This window comes from Saccharicrinis aurantiacus (genome assembly GCF_947489045.1).
Taxonomy (GTDB): Bacteria; Bacteroidota; Bacteroidia; order Bacteroidales; family Marinilabiliaceae; genus Saccharicrinis; species Saccharicrinis aurantiacus.
Genome location: NZ_CANLCN010000001.1, coordinates 56,397 through 78,097, shown reverse-complemented (window position 1 = coordinate 78,097; position 21,701 = coordinate 56,397). Strand labels below are relative to the sequence as shown.

Sequence of the window (21,701 nt, the reverse complement as noted above, 5' to 3'; positions counted from 1 at the left end):
CTACCAATTCATTATTAAACCAAGCACACCAATTATATATTTGTATCATTGAGTTTTTGTATTTGATCGGCTGCATATTTACTTGGTGTAACCTGATAACGCTCTTTAAATACCTTATTAAAATGGGTTCGGCTTTTAAAGCCTGTCATTATAATTACATCGCCAACAGAAGCTTTATTCTGAACTAGCATTTCAGCTGCTTTGGTTAATCTATATTCCTTTAAAAATTCAAATGGCGTACAGTTTGTGATGGCTTTAACTTTCTGATAAAAATTGGTTCTATTAAAATATAAAGCTCGGGCCAATTGATCCACATCTAAATCTTGGTTATCCAAATTCTCGTTTATCACTTCATAAAGCTTTTCTAAGAAAATATGATCACTTTGACTTTGTTCTTGTTCGCGCTCTAACCTAAGTGGCATACTCATCTGAAAGCGCTCACGAAGCTGCTGTCTGCTTTGTAATAAGGACTCGATACTACTTACCAAATGCTGCATATTAAATGGTTTTTTGATATACGCATCGGCTCCTTCGTTAATCCCTTGTATTTGTTCATCAATTGAAGTACACGCGGTTAATAATACTACCGGAATATGGCTTGTTTTAATATCCGTTTTTACCCTTCGGCACAATTCAAAGCCATTTACCTCGGGCATTAACACATCACTAACAATAAGGTCGGGCCATGCTTCTTGCATTTCATCAATGCACTCTTGTCCGTTGGCAAAGGTTTTAACATTAAAGAATTCCGATAAGGCTTTTGAAACAAACATGCGCATATCATTATTATCTTCCACTAGATAAACTATGGTTTTAGAATAATCGTGATTCAGCTTTAATTCTACTTTTTGCTCTGTTTTAATCTCCGCTAATTCAAGTTTACCGGCTTCTAAAACTTCCTTTTCTTTTTTAAGGATTAATTCACTTGGCTGCTCCACTACAATTGGTAAATCAACCGTAAGAATGGTTCCCTCACCAAAAGTACTTTGCGCAACTATTTTACCTAAATGTAATTCGGCCAAACGTTTTGAAAATGCTAAGCCAATCCCAGAGCCCCCGGTATAAGCACTATGCGCCTTTTTAGATTGATAAAAACGCTCAAAAATAAATGGTAAATCTTCGCTATCAATTCCCTTTCCTGTATCCTCAACCCACAGTTTTAAGGAACGCGCATCTTGTTTATACCCTACGGTAATTGTGTCATTCTCTTTGGTATATTTAAAGGCATTATTCAGAAGGTTGTTATATATCTTTTCCAACTTATCCTTATCAGCCAAAACATATATTTCCTCATCGGGCTTATTTACCTGAAATACCTTATTGGTACTTTGTGCCAAGTGCTCAAAATCGGCACACAAGTCATCAATAAAATTATTAAATGAAAAAGTACTGTTATTCATTTTTAGCTGATTGGCATCGGAACGTTGAAAATCATGAACCTGATCAATCAGCTGCGTAATCTTTTTAGATTGGCGTTGCACAATGGCTAACTTCTCACTTATTTCACCATGTTTTTTATACTTCTCAACCAAGGTTTCTACTGGTCCGGCAATTAAGGTTAATGGTGTTTTAATTTCGTGAGAGATATTTGAAAAGAAGCGCAGTTTGGCTGCATTCACTTCTTTTACGTTATCAATCTCGAGTTGCTCAATTTCTAGACTATGATTCAGACCTTGAATGCGCAAGCGAAATGCTATAATGATATACACAATAATGCTCAGCAAGGCTAAGTATAGTATAAAAGCTGCTGGCGTTCGCCAGAAAGGCGGTTTCACATTAATTTTAAGCTCTTTTACTGGAGTCCAATTATTTATTGAGTTTGATGCACGCACCTTAAAGGTATAATTACCTGAACGCAAACCACTATATTGAACCACATTTTGATTAGATGGAACCTTGATCCACTCGGTATTAACGGGTAACATTTTATATTCGATAAAATGATTACGTGGATTAGAATAGTGAATGGATTTCAGCTCAATGGCAATAGAGTTCTCGAAATGCTCCAAGGTAACCTCTTCGGTGTTGTTGATATTTTGAGATAATATTACCCTATTGTTTACGGTATCTAAGGGAAGAACTTCTTTATTATAAATGCGTAAACTCCCAAACTCTAGATTGGGTAATTTCTCTGTATCTCTAATGTGTTTGGGCTTGAAATAACAAATTCCTTCGTAGCCATAAAAAACAATGGTCCCGTTTTTTAGCTGAGCTGATCCGTACTTATAGGTTTCAAAGGGCACTCCATCATCCTTACTGAAAATTCGGAATCGTCTTTCGGCAGAAACAAATTTATTGATACCGTGATTGGTACTCAACCACAGGTTACTCTCAGAATCGAAAGACAAACCGGTAACCACGTGATTGGATAAGCCATCCTTCTCTGAATAGGTAATAAACTCAGCATCGGTATTGGCATTAATAAGCTGACAAACACCACCATGGTTGGTACTTAACCACAACTCCTTATTAGGCAGGCGTGTGATACCTGAGATAAAATTACTTGAAATAGATTTTGGATTGGTATCATCTTTTAAATACTGCGTAACATCAAATTGGTCAACACGCGTATTGTTATAAATTCGAACTCTGTACAAGCCACGAGTTTCTGAGGCTATCCATAGCAAAGAGTGGTATGGATCGGCATAAACACTGCGAATATCAACCAATGATTTATCCTTAAAAAATGGATTATCACTTAAATCTTGCATTTTAATTAGGGTAGCATTGTCGCTCATCGTTAATCTGAAAACCCCTAGCTTACCACCTATCCAAAGGTTCCCTTCATTATCTTCAGAATAAGAACGAACTATATAATCTAAGAACTTATAGGTACCATTTGACAGTACTTTCTCAAGCCTTTTTTTACCGTGTTTTACTATGAACAAACCCTGAAATCCAACCTGAAGCCATATGTTTTTATCTCTATCAACATAAACAGACTTCACTTTTTCTTTGTCTCTGCGCCCAAACTCAATTGGTATTGGTTCAAACGCTTTGGTTTTGGTGTTGAATAAAGATATTCCTTTATTGAGCGTGCATATAAACACTCTATTACTATCGAGTTCTGCAACACTCATTATATTATCAGACCCCATATCGTAGGGCAAATTTTGCTTGATACTATAATGGTTAAAATGTACTTCTTGCTCCTTAAACTGATACAATCCATTATTAAATATAGTACCTAACCAAAACCCACTACGAACAGTGGATGCCATGCAGTTGATATTTAAATTACCTCCTGTTTTATTAAAACTTTTAATAGTATAATTACCTCCTGATAAGAACTGATTGGCACTACTTATTTTTTGTACACCGTTATTTCTAGTAGCTACCCAAAGACTTCCCTTTGTACCTAAAATAGCATTGGTAACTCTATAATCAGTTAACTTATTAAGCCCTTTTGAGTAAGTTATAGAATCTGCACTTTGATGGTAATCAAAAACCAAAATCCCCTCATCGGTGTCGGTTAATATTGAATTTCCTACTACAGTAACGTAGCCACTATATTTACGAGACGTTTCTTTAATTATGCTAAAATGGGTATTCTTTAAATTGAAGTTTAAAATTCCGAAAGAAGTAGAAAGAATATAGTTTGATTTGGGTAATACCTTAATATCGTAAATACTAATCTTGGTTGTATTACGCGGAATTATAGCATTAGGGTAGAACTTATTTAGCAACTCAAAATTGTAATTGAACTGTAATAAACCCGATTGCTCTGATGCACAAATAATGGTATTACTTTCCTTATCCTCTGTGATGCTAAATACCCTCGGTCCGGTTGCGCCTCTTAATATTTTTGAGTGAGAATACACCTCAATAAAGCGTTGGGTTTTATAATCATAAATAGATATTCCTCCTTCGGTACTTATCCATATATTTCCGTTTGAATCTTCGAATAATGCATATATTCTGTTACTGATAAATAAATGTTTATCACGCGTGTTTTTATAGGCAACAAATTCGTAGCCATCGTAACGATTTAAGCCATCAAAAGTACCTACCCAAACATAACCATGTGAATCTTCAAGAATACATGAGATACCGGTATGCGACAATCCATCATCAATGGTAAAGTGATTTGAATATCTAAGCGATTGATTTTGTGAAAGTATCTGACCGGATATCAGAATAGCTATAATTAAAAAGTAATTTCTGATTGGCATAATTTTAATAGCTAATAATTAAAAAAACTTACGAAAGTTTAAATCTACTAAATAAGACCTAAACGCTTGTTATAAGAACTCATGAATTTCATTAAACCCACTAAGGATTAAACGCAGAAAGGGGTACTCAATAAAGCACCCCTTTTAACCTTATTTTATTGCCCAATTAATTAGGCAAATTACCTTTCCAACCTTTTTTAAACTGTGCATATAATGCTTTCACTTTTTCAGGATTATCATCAGCAACATTTACGGTTTCATATGGGTCATTAGTATGATCGTACAACTCATAGAATATAGGTTCGGCGCTTGGTATGGTGTAATCTTTCCAAACCACAAAACGATATTGCTCGGTGCGCATACCGTAACCCATCAATCGGTTTTCAAATAGGTCTCTATCCCATTTATCGCCCATTTGTTCTTTTATTTTCTCTTCCACCTCTTCAATGAGAGGGCCAAAATATGTTTCGCGCATTCCCTTTGACAGGGGATTTGCTGCCCACTCTCTTAATGCAGGATTGGGAAACTGACTAAAAACTGCCTTCTTCCATTCTTGATTAGGATTATCAATTAATGCCGAAAAACTATGCCCTTCAAGGTGAGAAGGTGCTTCGAGACCAGCCAAATCAGCCAAGGTTGGATACATATCTACCAACTCAACTAATGCCTTGCTATGCGAACCCCTTAAGTCTGCTTTCATATCGGGAGTCCAGATCATTAGTGGCACACGCGTTGATATTTCGTAATTGGTTGCTTTACCCCAAATGCCCATATCACCAAGATGCCACCCATGATCGCCCCAAACAATTATTATGGTATTATCTCTTACACCGGCCTCTTCTAATGCATCAACCATTTTGCCCAACTGCGCATCAACATAGCTCACGCAAGCTAAGTAACCGTGTAATAAATATCTTGCCAAGTCATCATCAAAATCGCCTTGCTTTGGAACACCTGCTCTAGCACGCATCTCAAAGGATGGATGTAAACCCATTGCTGCTCCATTTACTGGTGCATCCTTAAACTTTGCCAAAGGAATTTCAGCTTCGTTATACAAATCCCAGTATTTTTTAGGCGCAATAAAATTCAGATGCGGCTTTTTAAAACCTAAACCCAAAAAGAAGGGCTTATCTGGGTTTGTGCTTACCATCTCTTTTAAAGTTGCTATGGCACATTCTGTGTTATAGCCATCTTCGTAAGTATAATCAGGCACATCAGCCGATTCGCAAACAGGACCTTGAGCCAATCCGTTTCTCAATGCATTTTTACCATATTTGGCTTCCATCTTAGCACGATCTTCTTCCCAGAACTCTTGATTTTCTTTGAGTGCAAATCCTCCTTTGGTTTGTATGCGATCTAGCTTAGGATGCACCGCCTTACGCGACCACGATAAGTCAGGGTCGTTATACTTACCATGATAAATTTTACCGGCGTAAGTGGTTTCATAACCATTTTGTTTAAAGAACTGCGGAAGGGTTATGATATCTGGATTTTTATCGCGGAAATATGTATAGTTTTCAACTACGCCAATGGTTTCGGGGCGAGCACCCGTCATTAAACTTGCTCTTGATGGACTACAAATGGCCTGCTGACAATAGGCATTGTCAAATATTAAACCATCGTTTCCGATAGCATCAAGATTAGGACTTTGCACCTCATTAACGCCATAGCATCCGAGTTCAGGACGTAAGTCATCAAATGCAATAAAAAGAATGTTTGGTTTCTTCTTTGATTCTTCTTTGGTAGCACAACTCACAAAAGTAACTAATGCTATTGCCAAAATAATTAGTCTGTTATTCATATTTTTTAGATTAATCTTTTAATTCCCCTTGGTAATTTTAATCACCTTATTAACATTTGAAGTCGCCACCTTTAACAAGTAAACCCCATCATTTAATGAGCCAATAGATAAAGTTTTACTCTCCTCTCCGACCGTAGTTTTTGTTAATACACATCCTCCAAAAATATTATAAAGCGATAATTCTGTTTCTTGATTAGGCAATCCTTTTACTGTTATCCTATTGGAAGCTGGATTGGGAAATACAGATAGTTCAGATAAAACATCCTCTTTAATACCCACATATTCTTCAACCAACTTAATCCCCTTAAGGGGCTTGTCTAAAACAATATCAGTTCCTTCATTTATCGATGATGTAAACTTAGGTATGATCTCATAATAATTACCTTCGGGCAAATCCTCAGTAAGATCGTAAGAACTAATATCAAAGCTAAAAGTAACATTGCCACCCTGTTGACCAATAACCGCTGGGTTCTCTATTTTATCTTCACTTATAATATCTCCTTGGGCATTCTTCTCAAGCAATATGGCCTCTATACCATTATAGCTATCGGCAATTACTTCATGTCCACTTCCGGCATCAAAATAACACTGAAATACCAATGGTAAATTAATAGGGAATTCATCATTTTCGTATTTTTCGTAATCCACTATTATCTGTGGTTGCGCTTCCCAAACCCTAACATAATCGCAATACATTTCTGTTGGAAAACCCGGTTCTGGTGTTTCCTCAGGATAAGGCATTATGGTTCTTACGCCATCAATATACTTTTCGTAAGGCGTTCGCAAGCCCATTGAAACGGTAATACGCATTGGTAAATGCCAATAATGATTCTTCTTAGCGCCGCGTTGCACTCCATCAACATACCAAAAGATAGAATCTACCCTATTCATTACTCCATAGGTGTGGTATTCATCGCTAGGGTGCCAAGGTGCATCCCAACTATTGTGACACAATTCGGTATTACCCTGACCGGGGCGTTTCCAAACAAAGGCACCATCCTCGTATATGCGAGTATGCAAATTCATTTCAAGAGTCTGCTCTTTATTCGGAATCTGAAATATTTCAATCACATCAATCTCTGAATATTGAACGTAGCCCTCTTCCTCAACTTCAGGGATGCTACGACTATACAACCAAAAAGCTGGGCAGGTACCTTGCCCCTTTGATGAGCCTTTCATTCGCGCCTCAAAATATCCATAGGTAATGGTTTCATCAATTTGCGCAATGCCCGAAGTAAAGTAAACATCTTTACCAATATCGCTTCTCTTTTCTTTTTGACGCATGCGTATGGCCAAAGATCCATTATTCACATACGTATTTTCACTTTCCCAAGCCCAAGTACCCCAATCTCTCACATCGGTAGTCCACTTTTGATCCAAAGTAGCGCCATCAAACTCATCTGAAAAATGAGATAAAAACTCCCATTTCATATCAGGATGCGAAAGTGGTAATTCCTGAGCGAATAAGCTACCTGAAAAACATAGTGTACATAGTAATACTACCAAATATCTTCCCATTATTTTTGCTTTAAAAGTTAAATCCTAATTAAAATTAAATGTCTCATCCCAATGCGGCATCTTTTCTTGGTGCCATGCAATACCGGTTGCTTCATCGTGCCACCACTGCGGTTGCTGATGTGTTTGGCTCCATCTTTGCGCTTCTAATACCATCTGCTTTAAAACTTCAGGATGTTCGTTTCTTAGATTCTTAGTTTCCCCTAAATCTTCGCTCACATTATATAAAGCCCAAGGTTGATTATAAACTTTTAACGCCTTCCAGTTATCGCGTCTAAGGCCCACATCACTCCAATGCTCTCTGTGCCTTAAGGCATAAATATATTCGCCTTTGCGTGCATCTTTACCTGCAAGCACATCATCCCAAACATCTTTACCATCTAACTTTTTGTTTTCGGGGATATCGGCCCCAGCTAAACGGGCAAAGGTTGGATAAAAATCAAGTGCTGAGATATTGAAATCGTATTTCTGACCACCCTTAATTCGGTTTGGCCAATACCAAAACATAGGCACTCTATAGCCCCCCTCGCAGGTGCTTCCTTTTCCTTCTCTTAGCGGAAAATTAGTGGCTCCTTTACTTGTTTTACCGCCATTGTCGCTTAAAAAAACAATTAAAGTATTATCTAACTGATTGGTTTCTTTTAAGGCATTCACTATTTTTTGAACGCCTCTATCTACAGCATAAACCATTGCTGCGTATGTTTTACGAGATTTATCTTCTATGTTCGGGAACATGGCTAAATCTTCATCTTTCGCCTCTAAGGGCGTATGCGGTGCATTGTATGCCAAATACAAAAAGAATGGATCTTCCTTTTTAGATGCATCGTTTACAAAACGAACGGCTTCGCGCGACAGCGCATCGGTAATGTATTCTGTTTCTTTTACTTCTTCACCATTGTGTTCGAGCGGAAGTAAATACTCGAAAATGACTTCTTTACCAGCGGCCTTTTGTTTATGATAAGCTTTTTGATATTGCTCAGGAAAGTAGTTATGTCCTCCTCCTAGAAAACCATAAAAATCATCGTATCCGCGTACGTTAGGATGATATTGAGCCACTGAGCCTAAATGCCATTTGCCAATTGCTCCGGTATAATACCCAGCATCTTGAAGCACCTTACTTATGAAAGTTTCGGAGGTAGGAATGCCTTTACCAATGGTTTCGCTATTGGGTGGTAAATTAAATTGTGCTCCTAACTTGTGCGGGTAACGCCCTGTCATTAAACCAGCTCTACTTGGGCCGCAAAAAGGATGCACCACATAGGCTGATGAAAATACGGTTCCTTCATTCGCAAGTGCATCTAAGGCAGGAGTTGTAATATCTTTTGAGCCATTAAAACCCACATCAGAATAGCCTAAATCGTCGCATAACACAACAAGAATATTAGGTTTGGGTGCTTGCTCTGTTGTGTTTTTATCATTTGATTTGGTATTGCTGCACGACATTAATGCTAATGTGAAGGCAGTAAATAAACTGATTTGGAAAATGGATGAAAGTCTCATAATATTACAATAATAATTTAACGATGCTTTAGATTATAGTTCGTTAGTTTGAAAGCTTATTTAAGTAGTTAATTTAATAACTAAACGCTTACACTTTTTATAAAAAGAGACTACCTATTATAAGGAATAGCTAGCCTCTTTAGCTTACAAACTATATTTACTTTAAACCTGGATTACTTTACTAATAATTTTGTGGTTTGTGCTTTACCATCTGTTGTAACTTTAAGCACATACATTCCTTTTGCTAAATCAACTACTGAAATATTTTGTTTACTTGATGTAGTAGTTAAAGACTTAACAACAGAACCTGCTACATTGCATATTTCAACCATACTGCCTTCTTCTGCCTCAACAAAAACGTGGCTTGATGCAGGATTTGGATATACTTTGAATGCAGATGTTTCTGTTCTGCCTATTGAAGTTGGGGTAGTTGAGAATGTAGTTTGAATCTGAACTTTTGTATCTATTAAAATAGCATCATCACCACCATTTCCATCGTTAACAAAAAGTACAAAACTTATATTACCTACACCATCAACACAATTAACTCCACTATTATTTTGCGTAACAACATTATAAGTTCCTGAATATGGGCTTGCTTCTCCTGTTAATACAACTTTATTGGTTTGAACCCACTTGGCACTTGCTTCACCTTCTAGCCAATTAGTTTGCAGTATACCTAGTTTATATTCGTTCCCATCATCTGGATAAGAAAATTCAACAGTATAACTAAGTGGTGTACCAAACTGCACATAGGGTTGCCCAACATAAGATCCTGAGGTGATAGTTGGACCATCTGGAGCTGGTGCAGCCTCAGTAAAGGTAACAGGCTTTTGTCCTCCTGTTCCAATATTATCATTATTTACATCTTTAAAAACCACTTTAAAAAAACTAGCTCCTACCTCGGCTTTCCCATCTGCTTTAACATCAAAATCAAAGGCTGTTAGCTGACTGTTTCCTTGAGGTATAGTAGGCTCACTATTCTGAGAGTACGTTTTTACCCATGTAATCGGTCCTGCCAATTGCATAAATATAATTTTACCTTCCACAGCAGAACTTGTGGTCAACTCAACTTTTATTGTAGACCCTAACTGAACATCACCATCATCTGCTATTTCAGCACCTTTTGAGCCATCGCTGTTTTTGTAGAATAATTTAATTTCGTCGCACGTTTGTGCATTGGCAATACCACCAACTAAACACATTAATAATAAGCTAATTTTAAGTAACTGTTTTTTCATAATATGATTTCTTTGATTTAACGTTACTGTAAAACTATACACACTTCGGCCTATGCATATACACATAAGTCCAAACCGTATTAACATTTATACATACAAATACAAACAGACACAAACCCTTGAATAACTACACCTTGCAATTATAAATATTTTTATTTTCAACTAATATATTAGGGTATTCTATCATCAAAATGAACGAAATAATTACATATTATTATACTTTTAACGCTTGCTTTGCACCTACTTTGTGCTAGATATAATACGGGGTATTTGCTTTATTATAAATAGGATTGCGTGAACGATGAAAAGTCGGTTAGTATTTTATAGTTTTAAGAGTAATATCACTTAGCAAATGCCTCTTTTTGAGAAAGAGTGACTTCGCAAAAAACAAGCCCGCAAGATAACTCATTAACAATCAACCAACTCCTAAATGCGCGAGAGACTTTTAAATTTTGAGGCTTATCCCATATAGATTTTAGCAACCGGCGAAGCAAACAGCCTTCGCCCATATGGGATATTGCCTACCGACAAGAATTTTAGCATTATCGTATATACGCAAAGCACTTCCGGAAAGAATTTAGGCAATAATCTATATACGCAAAGCGCTTCCGGCGGGTTTTTGGCCAATAATCTATTTAGATTATGCCTTCCGGCAACAATTTGGGCTTTCGCCCATTTGGGATAAGGTAAAATTCAATGATCAGTTAGCGATAAAGTAGTATGACATGTGGATAATACTATGAACCGAATTCAGTTTAGACTTTAATTTATTGTTTGGCGAGTTTATTTTAGGAGTTAAACTAAGAAGTTTGTACCAACAGCCAATATCCTTTAGTTTTGTGTGCTCTATTTATTCCCCATCAAAGAAATCTAAATCTAGTTCTTTTACTTCATATGTTGATTTAACTTGAATACCTACATTAAATTCGTGCAATAGGCTGACTAATTTTGTGCATAAAAAAGGCCAACTAATTAAATTAGCTGGCCCATGATATTGTTTAATATAGTATGCTATTTTACCAATAACTTACTTGTAAATGACGAATCATCCCCCTTAACCTTAATTATATACATTCCTCTATCTAAATCAGAAATTGAGATATATTGTAGCTCCGAGCTTGAAATTTGAGTTTTTATTATTGCACCTGTTACATTACAAATTTCAATTAAAGCTCCGCTTTCTGCTTGCACAAACAAATCGGTGGTTGCAGGGTTAGGATAAATCTTGAATTCATCACTTAAACCTATAGCAATATTAGTTGCTGTTTTAGTAAATTCGGTTTGTATTTGTTGGCGTGTGCTTTCCATTATAACATCATCTTCGAACAGAACGAAACTAATATTTCCCACTCCTGCTATACATGAAACTCCCCCATTATTTGCCATTACAACATTAAATAGTCCGTTAAAAGAACTACCCGAAGCATCAATAGGGTATTTAGTTGTATTCACCCAAACGGCTTCGCTTCCTCCCTCTAGCCAACATGTTTGCATTACTCCTAATTGATACACTTTTCCATTATCGGGCACTGAAAAATCTACATCAAAAGTAAAGGAAGAACCAAGTGCCAAAGTTCCTTGATTTGTGTAGGATGCTGATGAAATAACTGGAGTATCCGGATTGGGTTCTCCTTTTGTAAATTCAACTGACAATTGCCAAAAATCCTTAGTCGTACCAGAAACCAGTGCAAATTTTATAATCCCAGACTCTGAAGCTATCATATTTGAAGCATCATTTAATTCAAAGGTTCCTGTAATACTATTAGTTCCTACTACAGTAGCAATAGAACTAGGAGACACTAAAGGCCATTTCGGATTTTCAGTGCCATCACCATAGTATGCTCGCTGCATCATGTTTATTACACCTTCTGTTTCAACAGTGTAATTTATATCGTAATAAATAGTACTCCCCAATACTATTGGAGAATTGAGGAGTATCTCTTCTCCTCCGGCATCATCATATCGTAATACTACAGAGTTGATAGTGTGCTGTGCTAAAGCGGATGAACTTATTGTAACTAACAATAATAGCAGAGCGCAAATTTTTAGTAATTGTTTTTTCATAGTAGACTCTATTAAATTTAAAAAATAGTGATTTTCGTTTTTAAACTTAATGAGAGCTTAATAAAGCGATGTACAAATAAATTCATTAGATAAGCAGATAAATAAAAACACCCAGAGATAAACAAATCCCTGGGTGTAGTAACTAAATTATTATGCCAATTTTAAATCATTTCCCTTCTGCTTAAAAGAAAATAGCGTACATGGTAAAACAAGCAATAACCAAGGCTAAAGCTAAAACTCTAAAGTTTTTATACCAAACTACACCTTCTAGTTCTTTGCTTTCTTCGTGCCATATTTTTCTAGTCCATGTGTTTTGCGCCACTTGTACCGGATTTGGCGCAGGAGTTAATAAACTAACTACCACATTAACTACCACACTAAATATTAACACTATTGGTGCTAACAATAAAAAGTGAAGTGTTATTTCTACGCCTAACACATATTTTGCAATCATTATGGCTGCGGCAACAAATAAACCTGATAACAAACCAGACATGGCGCCTTTTGCATTTGATCGTTGCCAAAATAAACCTAAAAAGAAGGTTCCTACAATTGGTGGTGCTAAATACGACATTACCTCTTGATAATATGATACCAACGAATCGAACTGCTGTATTACAGGCGCCCAAAAAATAGCAAATACCAATACTACTATTGATGTGATACGACCTACACGAACCAACTTTTTACTATCGGCATTTTTATCAAATCGTTGATAAAAATCCATTGTAAATAGGGTAGATACCGAACTTAAGGTAGCACTTAAGGTAGAAGTTAAGGCAGAAATCATAGCTGCCAAAATAATCCCGATAAGCCCTACTGGTAACAACTTCACAATCATACGAGGGTATACTTGATCGGTATTGATACCGAATGCCGATTTTAAAGTACTTCCATCAACCATATGCTGTGGTAAGCCCTCAACATCGAATAAGTTGATGCCTCTTCCGATTAATCCTGGAAGGATAAAAATAAACAATGTGAATAAGTAAAGGAAGCCTACAAATAAAACACCTTTACGACCGTGATCTATCGATTTTGCCGATAAAACACGCTGCACCATTACTTGGTTATTGGCCCAAAAGTAAAAGCCTAAGATTGGAATACCCAACCACATGCCTAACCATGGCACAGTAGGATCATCGAGCGGACGTGTTAACTTAAGCCAAACGCCATCGTTAAAACGCATTGCCAATTCTTCCCAACCGCCAATCTCATGAATGGCAAAAAAGTATAAAATACCTGATCCTATAATGAGGATGGTAGCTTGAATAACATCGGCATTAATGGCCGATGATAATCCACCAACAATGGTGTAACTACCTGCAATAATTGCCATTATTACAATTATCAGGAATAAATCAACCTCAGGAAAAATTAGTTTAATAATTAATGAACCCGTGTATAAGGTAGCTGCAGCATCTAAGAATACATTACCAAAAATGGTGATGAATGAAAAGTAGTATCTCGACTTTTTATCGAATCTGCGCTCTAAAAACTCAGGCATTGTGAAAATACCCGATTTAATATAGAATGGTAAAAAGAAAAGTGCGAAAAACACCATTACCAATACCGAAATCCAATTGTAATTAAAAACAGCTATACCAGAAATAAACCCTTCGCCTGAGTGCCCCATAAGGGTGGAACTGGATACACTAGCGGCAAATAAAGAAAGACCAATTATTGGCCATTTCATACTTCGCCCTGCTAAAAAATATGAATCAGAATCTTCGCTTTGTCCATTGCGGAGTGCCCACCAAATGATGCCCACCAAGAACACTACTAAGATTGTGATATCAATTGTACTAATACTCATTTATATTATTTTACAGATTAAAATAGAACTAAAAACTATAGGTTGTTAATAACCTAAAACTATTAGCGGCAACCGAAATATCTAATTGATTTTGCTTAAAACTAAGCTTGTTTTGCTCAGCAACAGGGAATCCTTCAGCATCAACTTTATAAGCATTTTCTTCGTAAACAAATTCCTGAAATAAAGCATTTGATGCAACATCAGCATTTAAAGTCAGGTTATGATCAGCCTCTGTTGTATTTACAATACCAATTGTTACTTGCTTACCATTAACTGCTGTTACAACACGTAAACCTTCGCAATTAAGCACCTCGGTTTTAACAATTGAACTACCCGGCTGTATATATCTACAAGTTAAAGACCATGTATAGAACCACGGACGAATTGCTTCATCGGCAGGGTTGTTACATAGCTCCGTTCCTAATGAATTCCAAAAGCCCCATCGTTTAATCTCATTTTTATTACCAAGGTCGTTTAAGGTATGCATGGCATCATCAGCAGCCCAGGCAGCAGAACCATGAAAACCTGTGTTCATAACCTGAATAGTAGCATTTGCCATGTCAATTCCGTAAGAAAAATCGTAAACATCCATTTGCGAATCTTCACAAGCATATGGATCTTGCGCTACACGAGCTTGATTTTCGGCACTATTTCTATCTGTACCTAACTCACCAAAAAGGATAGGTAAATTTACTTCACGTGCTTTCTCAGCTAAATTCGCATAGTCAATCTCAATTCTTCCTTCTCTAATAATATGAGCCTCGAGATACGCATGAATTTCGAGTGCGCCCATATCGTCTTTTAAATCATCAGCGGCTTGGTGAATCCACTCCATACCGGTATAATCTGATTTATGGTTATCGCAATGCGCAACAGCATCTGGTCCGGCAATGGTAACGGTTTTATCTAAACCTTTATCGCGTAAAGCTTGGGCCAACATGCTCGCTCCTTCTCTCCATTGATCGTAATCGCCATCAACGGTAGACCAATCGCCATTAGGCTCGTTTACCAGGTTGAAGTAACGGATGCAAGTATACCCTTTAATATTAATTAAATAATCTAAATGATCCACAATCATCGAAATCCATACAGGATCGTTCGCTCCCTTTAATATTCCTGAAAAGCCAGCATCCACATCATGCACCTCATATGGTACTCCCCACTCGCCAAGAAGAACGGTAATATTATTTTTTTCACAGTAATCTAATAATTGCTCTAACACTTTTTCCTCATCAGTATCAAAATCAATTATTGGATTATTGTTTTTATCAAACCCTTTTAGATATCGCCAGTTTGCCTGATCAACAATACGCATAAAATGCGGCTGCATATAATCTAAACGGTGATACACACGGGCCCATTTTTCAGGTGTCATTAACAAACCCCAATCTGCATCTTTAGTGTCTGCATGCGGATAAGGATCGAGCTGCACACCGTTTCCAATGAAATTTTCTGTTACTATATCTGTAGTATTTATATTTACAGTAACCTGATTTTTAGGCGTACAAGACATGATGGTTAATGCAATTAATATTGCCGAAAATAATTTCATGTGACAAATTTTAATTATAAAACAAAAAGCCACCCTTATACCAATAAATAAATCGAGTATAAGTGGTGGCTAAAAAAATTATTTTTTAGAATTCGACTTAACGAATGCTAAAATTTCTTTTACGCTACATGTTGCTAAACCAATATATTTATCAGCACCACCATAGTACACGTAAAGTGTATCGTCGATAATTACATTTCCTGTTGGGAAAACACATCCTTTATAGAAACCTTCTTTTTCGTAATCGTGCTCCGGCTCCATAATCCAGTCCTCTGCACGCGCAATTACTTTTGTAGGATCTTCAAGATCTAATAAAGCAACTCCAACACGGTAATAACCTTCTCCGCCGTTTTCAACACCGTGATAGATTACTAACCATCCTTCTTCAGTTCTTAATGGAGGAGTTGATCCACCCACTTTTTCTTCCCAAGTACCATTGATGCCACCAATAAGCATTGTAGAAGGCTCGTTCCACACCATTAAGTCATCAGAGAAACGAATCCAAATAGCTGGCTTCTCCACGCCATAACCTTCGCCAATCCATTGTTTAGGGCGGTGAAGCATGGCGTATTTGCCGTTAATTTTCTCTGGGAAAAGAATTACATCACGATCATCTAAGTTAGTATCGGTTACACGACCCAAACGACGCCAGTTTTTAAAATCTTTAGTTACTGCTAAAGCTGAGTTAGCAATATTGTCTTTCATCACTGCAGGTGAGTGCTCGTTAGTTTCTGGTAAAAGAATAACATCGTGAGCAAATTTCCAATACTGACCTGGGTGATGTGGACGGTATGCATAAGTTACATAAAAGTCATCGCCAAATTTAACAATACGAGGATCTTCAACACCACCTTGATCAGGACCGTCAACAGAAGGACCAAAAGTAGGCTCATCAGAAACTCTTTCGAAGTTTACACCATCAGTACTTACAGCAGTACCCATGCGAATATAATGTTCTTCATCGTCACCTGCGGCGCGATAAAGCATAGTAAATTTTCCGTTTTCGTACCACACACCTGGGTTACATACCACAAGGTTTTCCCATGGATTTGTTGCGTGAGGTTTTAAGATTGGGTTGTTTTGATGTTTCGTTAATTTCATCTTTTCGTATTATTAATTTTAATATTTCTTAGTTTGATATTTAAGAGCTCCTTTATTTTTTAATGTAAAAACTAAGGAGCAATTGTATTTTATATGCTACTGCATATTTGTTAAGATTATAACTGATTGTGCTGCTACGTTGATATTGTAGTTGCTGAAATCGATATTTATATTCTCTTCACAAGGAATTGGAAATCCTTCAGCATCAGTATCGCCTTCGAATGAGCCATCACTTTTAGATATATATTCGAATTTGCTTACGCCTGAGAAATCGAAACTTACTTCAGCTTCAATATTAATATCTGGATAAGATACCACGTGTGAATTAACAATGGCCATGGTATATTCGCCACCTTTTTCGGCAACTACAGCACGTACCCCTTTACGGTTTGGTAATTCAACTTCGTAGATATTTGATTCAGCAGGGAAATAACGACACAATAAAGAAACTGGGAAATAGAAAGGACGTAACTCTTCGTCTTCAGCACTTTCAAAAGCCTCTTCGCCAAGAATATTCCAGAATCCCCATCTTTTTAATTTCTTTGAATTATTTCCTTCTGGCTGATTGTACATGGCATCATCCATATCCCACACCAATGCGCCTGAAAAACCAGCCATCATGGTTTGAATAATTGCATCCGATACATCTACTCCATAAAAACCATCGTAGATAAACATATTACTATCATCTGAAGCGTATTTATCTGCATCAATTCTGCTTTGATTCTCATCTTGTAAATCTGCATCAGCATCGTAATACTTTAGGCCAATTTCGCCCATTACAATTTGCTTTTCGGCTGGTGCTGCTTTACGGTAAGCCTCAAGAACACTCATATACCCACTTCCATTAACCACACTTTTGGTCGGATAGGTATGAATTTCGTACATGCCCATATCATCGCCAAAATCAGCTGCTGTTCTGGTAATCCAATTAGTTGCATTGGCATCGCTAAACACAGCAATATCAGGCCCTGCTAACTGCACTTTATTTATCAGTCCGCTTTCTACTAGCTTTGCATGATATTTCTGCGCTACCGTTTTCCACAAGTTATAATCAGAATTGGTTGATGACCAATCTCCGTTTGGCTCATTAACCATATTGTAGTGCTTGATGCAAGTATAACCGCGCTCATTAATAAGCATGTCTAAAAACTGAATAGAACGATCTAACCATTGCTCATTAATGTTATTTCTATCTCCATCGATAAACTGGTGGCCCCACTCGCCAAACATCACTGTTATGTTATTATCAGTACAATATTGCAGCATATTATGGAAGGCTGCAGTCGACTTTTCTGGTGTATACTCTCCATTGGTAGTATAATTCCAATTGGCATCAATCATGATTCGGATAAAAGGAGGACGCATAAAATCAATGCGCTTCTTCATTTTTGCCCAATCTGCATCGTTAAAGTCATTTGAGCCGGTCCAATCTTCAATAATATCGTATCCGCCCCATTGTGCACCATTACCAATAAAATTGGTAGAAACTGGAGTGGTATTTTTGATAACGAAAGCCGCAGCATTATTATCGGGCATACCGCTTGAAGCGTCATCTTTACATGCCCACAGGGTGCCTACAGCAATGCAAATGCTAACTAATATTAATAACTTCCTCATATTACTCTCGTTTTTTTATTCGTGATTTAAAACCATTTGCAATACGTATTGCAAATGGTTTATCTGGATATTTATTAGTTTGCTTTTACTATGCTATAGTTTATGTATTTACTTAAGTGTGCAATTATTTGGTAATTCTGACGAATTTCATCCCATGAGTTCCACTCATCCCAACTGAAACCATCAAACTCATCTTCCAACGCAGCTTTTATAGTAACTCCACTATTGCTATAATCTAAATCCATAGTAACAGACTCTCCACCAACTGTAAGAATTAACTGATTGGTTTCTCTATCTTGTTTCCAAGTACCAGAACCTGTTGGGAATTGGCGCATACGCTCGTTAAAATCCCAACCTTGTGCAGTATTTGTAAACTCGCCAAAAGCGCCATCATTACCTGCCTGATGTTCAAAAGTACCTTCGGCAAAACCATTGTTGTTTTTGTTAGTTACTTCAAATACAAACTGGTTATCCATCTCAGTTTGTAAACCAGGTAAGGCATTTTCACCTAATAAATTAAGCGAACCCCAATATCCCCAATCGTCCCATGAGAAGAAATCGTATGAAGTTTCAATTCCTGAGATATTCCAAGTTCCCTCTAATGAAATATACGATGGTGTTATTTCAATAGTCCATTCAGCAGTTTCACCACTTTCAGAAGTAACATTTACTTTAGCCTTAAAATCATTAGAAAAATCAAGTTTTGAACCTATCTCAATATTTGAAGTAGCTGCGTAAGAAATTCTATAATCTAATACCTCAACACTTGATAAATCACTAATTTCATTCATATCAACTGTAAGACTTACATATTTTTCCTCTTCGTTGATATACTGATCTCCCTCCTGCTCTTCTAACAAAATGTAACTAATGCTATTACCCGTTTGAGGCTCATAGTTTTTAGTTAAAACATACCACATTGGGTTTGACATGTGTGCCAACTCTTCGTAAGTATAATCTGTGTTATCCCAATCAAAATATTCAGGTGTATAAGGGATGGCAGCATTAAATTTAAGCTCTTCCGTCTCTTCTAAAATTTCAAGATCGATTGTATACTCTGCTCCATCTTCACTTGTAATGATGATTTGATTGCGAGTAAAATCGCGTAACCAAGTACCTTCACCTGCCGGAATTTTTCTGAAACGTTCGTTGAAATCCCATCCTTTTGAAGCATCAGCAAAATCACCAAACTCACCATTCGGACCAGCATCGTGAATATAAGTACCTAAGGTATTTCCATCTTCGTCAGAACCCATTAAAACAAAGGTTATGGTGTTATCAAATTCAGGCGATACAGCTGGTAAATAATCAGCAATTGGTACTGTTTTATCCCATCCCCAGTCTTCCCAGGTAAATAGATCACAGTACATTCCTATTTCTCCAATATACCAAGTACCTTCAATATCAGATGAAAAATCGTGCATTTCAACAATCCACTCTAGGTCTTTTCCTTCATCAGATACCACTGTTATTGTAGTAGAACCTGTTGTAAAATCGAGCCCACTTCCGATTGTTGCGGACGAAGTTGCTTTATAGGCTAACTGGATATTTTTAATTTCAACATTTGATATATCTTCAATATCCTCTTTTATAGTGTACACCTTAATTTTAGCGTCGTCAAAATCGCGTGTTATCACTGCTGTACCTAATTGACCTTCTAATTGTAGTACTTCAATGTTACACTCTTTACTCCAACCTCCATCATTGATATCTTTAAGGAGATCTTGTTTACAAGCTCCTAGCACTACAAGTAGTGCTAGAGCTAATATGCTAAGTATTTTATTCATATCTGTTTTAATAAGAAGATTGATTAATTAGGAATATTTGGATTTAGATCCTTCTCTTTTTGTGGAATCTCAAAAAAGGCAGCATCATCTTCGCTTAGCGTAGCATTTGGAACATTGGCTGTAACCGATGCCGTACGACGAAGATCATATAAACGTTGCGCTTCAAATGCGAATTCGTACTTACGCTCTTCAATAACCGCTTGTCTGAATTGCTCTAAACTCATTCCCGAAAGTGGGTTAAGTCCAGCTCTACCCCTTACTCTGTTTAACCACGATAAACCTTCACCTGGCCCCACAGCCTCTGCATATACCAATGCGATATCTGTGAAACGGATCATAAAAGGTGTTACACTTGTTTTTTGATTATCAGAAGTGTGATCAACATACTTCACTGAGAAGCGGCTTAAAATAGTAGTGATTGTATCACTCTCTGGAGTTACACTCCCTGTAATAACACCATTCTCATCGTATATATCGCCTTGAATAAATGATTTTCTCAAATCACCCTCTTCAAAAGAATTGTAAAACGATTCCTCTATCTCAAAAGAACCAAAACCATTTGCCGTTTTTATAAACTCCTCTGAATTAGGAACTTTTAAATGATACGCACTACCAGCTCCATTGGGTAAAAATAACATTGGTATTTTAGAGTACTCACCCTCATCAACACCCGATTTATCCATGCTTAATAGCCAAATATGCTCCTGACCATTTTTCTTATTCACATCGTAAATAGTTCCTAAATCCTCTTCAAAACCATAAGCGCCTGATGACATTACTTTACCTGCCCACGTAGCTGCCTGAGCATACATATCGTTAGCATCCTTAGCCATTGTGCGGTATCCTGCAGCATTATTTGCTTTACCTGATGCTATGGTTATGTAAACCTTTGCTAGTATAGCTTGAGTACCAACTAAATCAAAACGACCTTCAATTTTATTTTCCTTAAGAACCTCCGTGGCAGCCGTTAAATCCTCGATAATAAAATCGTATAACTCATCAAAATCCTCAGGCATTGGTAGTATAGCCTGGTCAATTGACTCAACTATTGACTTAGATAGAGGAGTTAAACCAAAAACTCGCACTAAGCTAAAATAACTCCATGCTCTAATTACCTTTGCTTCGGCAATAAAAGCTTCCTTATATTCATCAGAAAAATCACTATTAGGCACCTTTGAGATGATTGCATTGGCTCTGTTTATACCGATGTAGCAATATTTATAAAAGTTTTCGAGGTCAAGGTTAATACCATGCGACTCTGTATTCCAATTATTTAAATTATGCCAATCTACTGACTCGTCATTTTTAAGATCTACAAGATCAGCTGGTAATTCTCCAATACTGAAAATACCACGGTGATACTCAATAAAATTGAAGGTATTGTAAGCATAATAAATAGCTGCTTCAGCATCTGATACCGATTTGTAAAAATTATCGTCGTGATAAATTCCCCTTGGGTTCTCGTCAAGATTACATGACGAAAACAATACCGTTAGGGCTAGTACTATTTGTATATATAATTTATTCATGAT

General features: G+C 36.9%; 12 protein-coding genes. All 12 read right to left on the bottom strand.

Annotation, left to right across the window (positions count from 1 at the left end; translation table 11 throughout):
* Window positions 1-32: 32 nt before the first annotated feature.
* The gene (locus QMO11_RS00255) at window positions 33-4,172 is read right to left on the bottom strand and encodes a hybrid sensor histidine kinase/response regulator transcription factor (protein ID WP_282035480.1); all 4,140 of its coding nucleotides are present in this window, start codon (window positions 4,170-4,172) and stop codon (window positions 33-35) included.
* Between the two features lie 166 nt (window positions 4,173-4,338).
* The gene (locus QMO11_RS00250; RefSeq protein ID WP_282035479.1) at window positions 4,339-5,973 is read right to left on the bottom strand and encodes a sulfatase; all 1,635 of its coding nucleotides are present in this window, start codon (window positions 5,971-5,973) and stop codon (window positions 4,339-4,341) included.
* 18 nt (window positions 5,974-5,991) lie between these two features.
* Entirely contained in the window at window positions 5,992-7,491 is a 1,500-nt protein-coding gene (locus tag QMO11_RS00245; protein ID WP_282035478.1) for a T9SS type A sorting domain-containing protein, read from the bottom strand.
* Between the two features lie 24 nt (window positions 7,492-7,515).
* Window positions 7,516-8,988, bottom strand: coding sequence for a sulfatase family protein (locus QMO11_RS00240; RefSeq protein ID WP_282035477.1), 1,473 nt, complete (start codon window positions 8,986-8,988; stop codon window positions 7,516-7,518).
* Window positions 8,989-9,161: 173 nt separating this feature from the next.
* Window positions 9,162-10,229 (bottom strand): T9SS type A sorting domain-containing protein, encoded by a 1,068-nt coding sequence (locus QMO11_RS00235; RefSeq protein ID WP_282035476.1) that lies wholly within the window; start codon window positions 10,227-10,229, stop codon window positions 9,162-9,164.
* Window positions 10,230-11,240: 1,011 nt separating this feature from the next.
* Window positions 11,241-12,293 carry a T9SS type A sorting domain-containing protein gene (locus tag QMO11_RS00230; protein WP_282035475.1) on the bottom strand — a complete coding sequence of 351 codons (1,053 nt, stop codon included), beginning with the start codon at window positions 12,291-12,293 and terminating at the stop codon, window positions 11,241-11,243.
* 181 nt (window positions 12,294-12,474) lie between these two features.
* The gene (locus tag QMO11_RS00225; RefSeq protein WP_282035474.1) at window positions 12,475-14,109 is read right to left on the bottom strand and encodes a sodium:solute symporter; all 1,635 of its coding nucleotides are present in this window, start codon (window positions 14,107-14,109) and stop codon (window positions 12,475-12,477) included.
* Between the two features lie 28 nt (window positions 14,110-14,137).
* Window positions 14,138-15,661 carry a cellulase family glycosylhydrolase gene (locus QMO11_RS00220; RefSeq protein WP_282035473.1) on the bottom strand — a complete coding sequence of 508 codons (1,524 nt, stop codon included), beginning with the start codon at window positions 15,659-15,661 and terminating at the stop codon, window positions 14,138-14,140.
* A gap of 78 nt (window positions 15,662-15,739) precedes the next feature.
* The gene (locus QMO11_RS00215; protein WP_068475025.1) at window positions 15,740-16,762 is read right to left on the bottom strand and encodes a glycoside hydrolase family 130 protein; all 1,023 of its coding nucleotides are present in this window, start codon (window positions 16,760-16,762) and stop codon (window positions 15,740-15,742) included.
* 96 nt (window positions 16,763-16,858) lie between these two features.
* Window positions 16,859-18,382, bottom strand: coding sequence for a cellulase family glycosylhydrolase (locus QMO11_RS00210; protein WP_282035472.1), 1,524 nt, complete (start codon window positions 18,380-18,382; stop codon window positions 16,859-16,861).
* A gap of 74 nt (window positions 18,383-18,456) precedes the next feature.
* Window positions 18,457-20,169, bottom strand: coding sequence for a hypothetical protein (locus QMO11_RS00205; RefSeq protein ID WP_282035471.1), 1,713 nt, complete (start codon window positions 20,167-20,169; stop codon window positions 18,457-18,459).
* A 23-nt stretch (window positions 20,170-20,192) separates the two neighbouring features.
* The gene (locus QMO11_RS00200) at window positions 20,193-21,698 is read right to left on the bottom strand and encodes a RagB/SusD family nutrient uptake outer membrane protein (RefSeq protein WP_282035470.1); all 1,506 of its coding nucleotides are present in this window, start codon (window positions 21,696-21,698) and stop codon (window positions 20,193-20,195) included.
* Window positions 21,699-21,701: the final 3 nt, after the last annotated feature.

What these genes read in the sequence shown, in the direction of transcription:
- QMO11_RS00215 (WP_068475025.1), bottom strand. Translation starts at nt 16,762, where the DNA reads ATGAAATTAACGAAACATCAAAACAACCCAATCTTAAAACCTCACGCA.
- QMO11_RS00235 (WP_282035476.1), bottom strand. Translation starts at nt 10,229, where the DNA reads ATGAAAAAACAGTTACTTAAAATTAGCTTATTATTAATGTGTTTAGTT.
- QMO11_RS00200 (WP_282035470.1), bottom strand. Translation starts at nt 21,698, where the DNA reads ATGAATAAATTATATATACAAATAGTACTAGCCCTAACGGTATTGTTT.
- QMO11_RS00220 (WP_282035473.1), bottom strand. Translation starts at nt 15,661, where the DNA reads ATGAAATTATTTTCGGCAATATTAATTGCATTAACCATCATGTCTTGT.
- QMO11_RS00205 (WP_282035471.1), bottom strand. Translation starts at nt 20,169, where the DNA reads ATGAATAAAATACTTAGCATATTAGCTCTAGCACTACTTGTAGTGCTA.
- QMO11_RS00230 (WP_282035475.1), bottom strand. Translation starts at nt 12,293, where the DNA reads ATGAAAAAACAATTACTAAAAATTTGCGCTCTGCTATTATTGTTAGTT.
- QMO11_RS00240 (WP_282035477.1), bottom strand. Translation starts at nt 8,988, where the DNA reads ATGAGACTTTCATCCATTTTCCAAATCAGTTTATTTACTGCCTTCACA.
- QMO11_RS00250 (WP_282035479.1), bottom strand. Translation starts at nt 5,973, where the DNA reads ATGAATAACAGACTAATTATTTTGGCAATAGCATTAGTTACTTTTGTG.
- QMO11_RS00225 (WP_282035474.1), bottom strand. Translation starts at nt 14,109, where the DNA reads ATGAGTATTAGTACAATTGATATCACAATCTTAGTAGTGTTCTTGGTG.
- QMO11_RS00255 (WP_282035480.1), bottom strand. Translation starts at nt 4,172, where the DNA reads ATGCCAATCAGAAATTACTTTTTAATTATAGCTATTCTGATATCCGGT.
- QMO11_RS00210 (WP_282035472.1), bottom strand. Translation starts at nt 18,382, where the DNA reads ATGAGGAAGTTATTAATATTAGTTAGCATTTGCATTGCTGTAGGCACC.
- QMO11_RS00245 (WP_282035478.1), bottom strand. Translation starts at nt 7,491, where the DNA reads ATGGGAAGATATTTGGTAGTATTACTATGTACACTATGTTTTTCAGGT.